The sequence below is a fragment of the Anaerotignum sp. genome (assembly GCF_031981185.1).
GTDB lineage: Bacteria > Bacillota > Clostridia > Lachnospirales > Anaerotignaceae > Chakrabartyella.
In genome coordinates, this window is sequence record NZ_DALYUL010000038.1 from 10,680 (window position 1) to 17,115 (window position 6,436).

Genomic DNA, 6,436 nt, shown 5'->3' on the forward strand with positions numbered 1-6,436 from the left:
ATCAATATTAATACTACTACTTGAGGACTTACGTAATTCTTCATTCTTTTCTATTTCCATAGCTTCTTTATAACTTAAACTAATAATTTTATCAACAATTGATTGAATCACCTGTTCTTGTGTTATGTCTTTTGTTTCTTCATATATTCCTAAAGCTTTTCGCTGTATTACTACTCGTTTATTCATAAAATTATTTATTTTATTTATACAAAATCTTCTTATTAATGTTTGAAAATTGCATATTATACTGCTCATTGATTTTCTCCCATATTTTGTTAGATTTAATCTTAATAAAAAGCAAATTTTTTCACAATATTTGTTGCGTAGATAGATACCTAGCGGTTCATTGAAGAGAAGTCTTTTTGGAAATCACTATAACTTTTAAAATTTGAGTTTTCAATATCAAAAGTTATTTGCATCCATTGTTCTTTTTAAGCCACAATAATCATCACAATCATTTCTGTCTCTTTTTGTAGTTTGAAAGCTTGTTTAGAATGATTTTTTGAAAGTCTTTAATCCATCTACGCGCTATTTTTTCTGCTATAACGCATATAATTACATATTATTTTTCAAAAGTTGCATGGTTTACCAGTCCCACGACCATAGCATATGATTAATATCAGGGCGATATATAGTTAACTATTCTTGTTTCTTGTTTTTTTCATCTTCCACAGAGGATGCTTCCTTTCCTTCACCCCATAAAAGGAAATATCGCACAAAACACAGCCCCAAAAGAAAAATCACACCTAAAATATAATAAACTAAACCGAGCTCTGCACTACCATCACCTAGAGTGCTTCCCTCTTCAGCCACTGGTACACTGTCCCGGAGTTCGCTTCTATCCATTTCGTTGCCCAATTCATCATAATAGTGAACAACAGTAAAGGGTGAATAAATACTTTTTCCATTTGTCTTAACTATGCGCAAAAAAGGTGCTTCTTCAGCAGAACTTTGAAAAAGAGGTTCTTGTTGTGTATTATCATAAGAGAAAACAGCATAGCTTGCCACATTGGGCAAATCATATAATCCACAAATAAGCAAATACTCTTTACCTAAACGTTGGGTATCGGCATAATCACACCAATATAAGGAAAAATCACTTAACCCTGCATTTAAAAAAAACGATATTTTCCAAATATGCCCCGCTCCAAAACTGCAATACCATGATGTCCCATATATCCATCACGCTGAAAAAAGACAAAAAGCTCCCTTCCTATATTTTCTCTTGTCAAAATATTGGCCTCAACTGTATCTGTGAAAAACTATTCATCAATGCAGCCGATAGCACTTCATCGTCATTAGTTGAGATGTTAAACTCTAAACTATAAACCAATACATATTAAAGTAATTAATGCCGCACAAAACGCAAGATATTTTTGTATTTTATTTCGATTTTCTAGTAAAGATATTATTCCGTTCATCATTAATTCTCTCCACTCTTGTTGTTGAAATATATCCGTTTTTTTTATGTTATTCATGGCACAAGTTATAATCCACATAATGAGCAATTGGCTTTATTAAAAAAATCCTACGTTAATGATAAACAGCAATTTATACTTGCTCTTTTTTGCCAAACGGGATAAATAAATAAGGTGTTAAACTACCAATAACTGAAGCAAACCAAAGATTTTCATTTACTCGGTGGAATAACTGAGGTACAATACTACTCCACTCAAAAATTTGAGAAGCATATATGAAAAAGACAGCCCCCGGACCAGTTGTTAGGTTAAACGCCCATTGAGTTAAATCCATTATCAAGCCAATAGCGACAATAATTGATGCAGAAAAAAAAATTTCTTTTCGCGTCATGTTCCGGAAAAAAATCATGCCACCAACTATAAGTGTCACAATAAATATGGATCCATAGATTATAAGTTCTCGTGTATTATCTGTTTTAATTGTTCCATCTGGAAGCTTAACAATAACAAATCGAATCATAAGAAAAACTTCCACGTAAAAAGCTATCACACCTGCAGCGATACAAAATAACGGTACCTTCCAAAATATTTTCTTCAGCTCCATAACTTTTCCTTCCCTCCACAAACAAATTTCGATGTATTGCTCTTTCGGATCATATTATTTTTATCAATTTACTAATCTACGGGATATCATAAACATAATGTATAATTATTTTTGTTGTTCTTCCTCTAACCATTTTCTACATTGTGTGATTTTCACCATTGGATCATACCCTTGTTCTTTACCCATATTGGATAGCATATCGCATGGAAATTCAACACATTTACCACAATAGTCTAAACCTTTTTTTTCACAGCAACTTTTCACTTTGCATTCACCACCCCAAAATGGCATTTCCATTTGAATACAACCTTTACAATTAACTTGCTCTTTGCGACCGCAGTTATTGCAACACACACCACATCTTGATTCAAACATTATTATATCCTCCCAAATTAAGCTCTCAATAATTTAAAACATCTATCATAAATATGTTAGAAATCCGGTAGTTAAACAGACTTCCTGTCATACTCATAATTCCTATACAACAGGTTATTATTTGATAAAGAATATAACTATAGCTACACTAAAGAGAAACAGACTTGCAATAAGGCTAATTAGCGAACTTCCCAGTATTGCTAAAACGCGAATCTAGCTTTACCTTTTAAACGCCACATTTATTTTAAAATTATTATAACTTATTATTCAAAATATTTCCACAAATACAAAAAAATGCTACAATCGGCTTTCATATCACCAATTGTAGCATTTTTCGCGCACTATCCTTTATTTTTACTATAAATAAATATCCAATTTAGTTTGTTGTGGAACTATTTGTTAGTTCCCTTTAAAAATATATTAAATCAGAAGTTTCTGATAATTAATTCTTTGTACGTACTACCCAAATTTCCCTTTGCCATTTTTAAATTATGAGATCGCTCGACTTCCTCAATCACAAAATCCTTATAAAGCTCTCTGATAAATTCATCATCATTATATGATAAAATAAACTTCCCATTAATACCTTTGAGCGTATCTCTTAACAATATGTGCATTCCTTCACCGAAACCATCCTCTCCGGTATCATAATATTTTTCTGTATTATGATAAGGTGGATCGCAATAAAAGAGAGTACCTTCTCTATCCTGGGAAGGAATCAACTTCACAAAACTTTTATTTTCAATAAGTACCCCTTCCAGACGTTTTTTTACTTTACGCAGGACGTCCAAATCAACCGTTTCTCTAGCTCTGCAGCCAAAGGAGCGAACCGTGGCACCATAAGAAAGCTTTATCAAATACAAATATCTGGCCGCCCGCTGGATTTCTGTCATTTGGCCAACATCTGCAGCTTTGTATTTTTCAAAAATCTCCCTTGCGCTTAGGGTAAATTCCAGTTCCTTCGCCACCGCTTCCGGGTGATATTTTACATTCCGAAATAAGTTTACTAACTCCGAATTTACATCATTGTATACTTCTTTTTCTGCATGTTTATCTTTGTAAAATAGCACCCATCCGGCACCTCCGAACACTTCCACATATTTTTCGAACCCATCTTCAGGAAATCTATTCACGATTTCTTTTCTCAATAATTTCTTTCCGCCTACCCATGCAATAAAACTATTCATTGTACCTCCCATAATTAAAAGCTCTTTCATATGTAAACATATTTTTTCTTAATCAATATTTCAAACTCGTTCGTCTTTTTAAGACCACCTCCTTACCTTTATTAATTCTCTCTAATTTTAATATATTTCGAATCCCCTTTAGGTATAGCATGTGGCATTCCTTTTTTTCTTAGTAAGGGTGGCCCAATGACTTTTAAAATCCTACATAATTTGCTATAATTTGACACAAAAAAACTGTTATGGTATCATTTTACAGTCAAATAAGTAATTTAGCCCATAAGAAAAACCACTACAGAAAGGGATGTTAAAATGAGAAACAAAACAGTAAAATTAGGGGTTTCACTACTATTATTAGTATCACTGTTACTCCCCAACACAAATGCAATGGCAGCGGATAGTGAGGAACCTAGCTGGACAGAAAAGGCCTCTATGTCTACGCCTCGTGACTATTTCCAAGCAGAGGTAGTTGCCGGTAAAATTTATGCCATTGGGGGGTGTGGCCACTCTTCAATGGAAGTATATAATTTATCCAACGATACATGGTCAGCTCTTGCTCCAATGTCTACGCCTCGTGACTATTTCCAAACAGAGGTAGTTGATGGTAAAATTTATGCCATTGGAGGAAAGAGTGGTTCAACTGACCTATCCTCAGTAGAAGTTTACGATCCGGCCAATGACACATGGTCAGCCTTGGCTTCTATGTCTACGCCTCGTAGGCATTACCGTACAGAAGTGATTGACGGTAAAATTTATGCTATTGGCGGATCTTATGGTTCAACTCGCCTATCCTCAGCAGAAGTTTACGATCCAGCCACCGATACATGGTCGCCTCTAGCTTCTATGTCTGCGCATCGTAGCATTTTCCAAACTGAAGTTATAGACGGTAAAATTTATGCTATCGGCGGAAATAATACTACAACTTACCTATCCTCAGCAGAAGTTTACGATCCAGACGCCAATACTTGGTCAACTCTGACTTCTATGTCAACTCCTCGTGGCGATTTCCAGACAAAAGCAATCGAAGGGAAAATTTACGCTATTGGGGGATATAATAGTTCTAGTTCTTACCTATCCTCAGCAGAAGTTTACGATCCAGACAATGACACATGGACGTCTCTGACTTCTATGTCAACTCCTCATACGGGTTTCCAAACAAACGTAGTTGACAGTAAAATTTATGTCATTGGAGGATATAATGGTCCTCGCACATCCTCAGCAGAAGTTTACAATCCAACCACTAACATATGGACAGTTTTGCCTTCGATGTCAACACCCCGTTCCTCTTTCCAAACAGAGGTAGTTAACGGTAAAATTTATGCCATTGGGGGAAGTAGCGGATCATCTCCTTTATCCTTAATGGAAGCTTACACCGTAATCTCTTCCTCCAGTACAACTAAGCTAAAAGTAGTCCTTGAAATAAACGAAACCCTACAATTATCTATTGATGATAATTTAACCGAAAACACAAACGTAACATGGACATCCTCAAATAATTCAGTAGCTTCCGTTGATGAAAACGGTGTGGTTACGGCTTTAGCAACGGGGAATGCCACGATTACCGTTTCTGATGGTAACGGGTATACGGAATCCATCAATATTTTAGTTGTTGAAAACGCTGATACTTATAGGCTGGCAATAGACTTACAAACTGGAAACACCAGCCGTTTAACCGTGGATGATTATACAAATACTACGCCTGTAACATGGACAACCTCCGACCCTTCTGTAGCCACCATTACAAATGCAGGAAGGGTAACAGCAGCTAATCCTGGACTTACATTAATCACAGCTACTGATGAAGAGGAAAATCAAATCGGTCAGGCTTATGTCAGAGTAAGAGCATAAACTACATTTTTTCTCATAAAACATCTCCTGTACGTTATCTAATAGCCATACCATACAGGAGCTGTTTTTATTTAATTTCCCAGCAGCCCCAGCTTGAAACCGCTCAGAATCATTTCTTTTCCAACACAGGAATTTTTCCTTTATTGCCAACCTTCAACCCCAGCAACTCTGCAACATCCCTCGTCTTGATATAGGTCGTTCCATCCTTGCGGATCATATCCGCTTCACATTCTTTTCCATATACAATGATTTTTTCTCGCTCAACCACTTCATCATCCTCCTTAAATTCATCCGGCACCTTTACCACCCAATAAAACTTCACCTGACTTTTGAATAAATTGTAATCGACATTAGTCTGCGCAGGCTTAGTGGACCAGGGATCATTGATTTGCACCTTTCCCCCTTCCATACCATACCACAATACATAATGGCCACTGGTTGTCCAATTCCCTTTGCCCATGCAAGCGATAACCAAATCACCACGCTCAACGGCTGCCTTTGCCAACTCGTGAAACTTGGAAGTAGGAGAACCATAAATATTGGTGCTGTTTAGCATAGTAATTTCAATGCTATACGCCGCTCCCTGAGGCTTGAAATAGGAATAATATGTACCCTGCCCTTTCGCCTTATATCCACGCTTCTTTGACCACTCCGCTGTTGTAACAGGAGTAACGTTCTTGTCGGCCAGCGTTGCAATGACCATAGCCGCACAAGTAATACCACACCCCTCCGCTTTAATGGTGGTCTTTTCTCCCGGTGCAGAATAATCATGACTTGCCCACTTTGAATCATTCTGCATATTTAAAATTGGCTTCATTATTCCTCACCTCCGCTATTTTTCTGATACTGGGTGCCAAAGTAAAAGGCAATCACCACACTAAAAATGGTTAAAAACTGCTCTCCACTAATACGGCCAACAATGGCTAAAAAGGAGAATACCACCGTCAGCAAAATTGTGACAATAGATTTCACTGTCAAAAGATTCTGAATGGTTACCTTTGTGCTTT

8 protein-coding genes are annotated in these 6,436 nt (G+C 36.4%); 1 reads left to right on the plus strand and 7 read right to left on the minus strand.

From position 1 onward, the window contains the following. From RTK36_RS15340 to RTK36_RS15360, 5 genes are all read right to left on the minus strand, one after another. A partial coding sequence (locus tag RTK36_RS15340) for a hypothetical protein (protein ID WP_312048106.1) occupies positions 1-255 on the minus strand: 255 nt, incomplete at its 3' end. A gap of 384 nt (positions 256-639) precedes the next feature. After that, a complete protein-coding gene (locus RTK36_RS15345; protein WP_312048107.1) occupies positions 640-1,041 on the minus strand; it encodes a hypothetical protein in 402 nt (133 codons plus the stop codon). Between the two features lie 510 nt (positions 1,042-1,551). Continuing rightward, a complete protein-coding gene (locus tag RTK36_RS15350; RefSeq protein ID WP_312048108.1) occupies positions 1,552-2,022 on the minus strand; it encodes a hypothetical protein in 471 nt (156 codons plus the stop codon). A 105-nt stretch (positions 2,023-2,127) separates the two neighbouring features. Further along, positions 2,128-2,397 (minus strand): DUF3795 domain-containing protein, encoded by a 270-nt coding sequence (locus RTK36_RS15355; protein ID WP_312048109.1) that lies wholly within the window; start codon positions 2,395-2,397, stop codon positions 2,128-2,130. Between the two features lie 425 nt (positions 2,398-2,822). Continuing rightward, positions 2,823-3,584, minus strand: a complete 762-nt coding sequence (locus tag RTK36_RS15360) for a DNA adenine methylase (RefSeq protein ID WP_312048110.1) — start codon at positions 3,582-3,584, stop codon at positions 2,823-2,825. A gap of 309 nt (positions 3,585-3,893) precedes the next feature. On the opposite strand from RTK36_RS15360, the gene RTK36_RS15365 reads away from it, so the two are divergent. Beyond that, positions 3,894-5,429, plus strand: a complete 1,536-nt coding sequence (locus RTK36_RS15365) for a kelch repeat-containing protein (RefSeq protein WP_312048111.1) — start codon at positions 3,894-3,896, stop codon at positions 5,427-5,429. 109 nt (positions 5,430-5,538) lie between these two features. Here RTK36_RS15365 and RTK36_RS15370 read toward each other — a convergent pair whose 3' ends face one another. Next, positions 5,539-6,246 (minus strand): C39 family peptidase, encoded by a 708-nt coding sequence (locus tag RTK36_RS15370; RefSeq protein ID WP_312048112.1) that lies wholly within the window; start codon positions 6,244-6,246, stop codon positions 5,539-5,541. Beyond that, on the minus strand, positions 6,246-6,436 hold a 191-nt coding region (locus tag RTK36_RS15375), incomplete at its 5' end, for a hypothetical protein (RefSeq protein ID WP_312048113.1). The genes RTK36_RS15370 and RTK36_RS15375, both read right to left, overlap by 1 nt.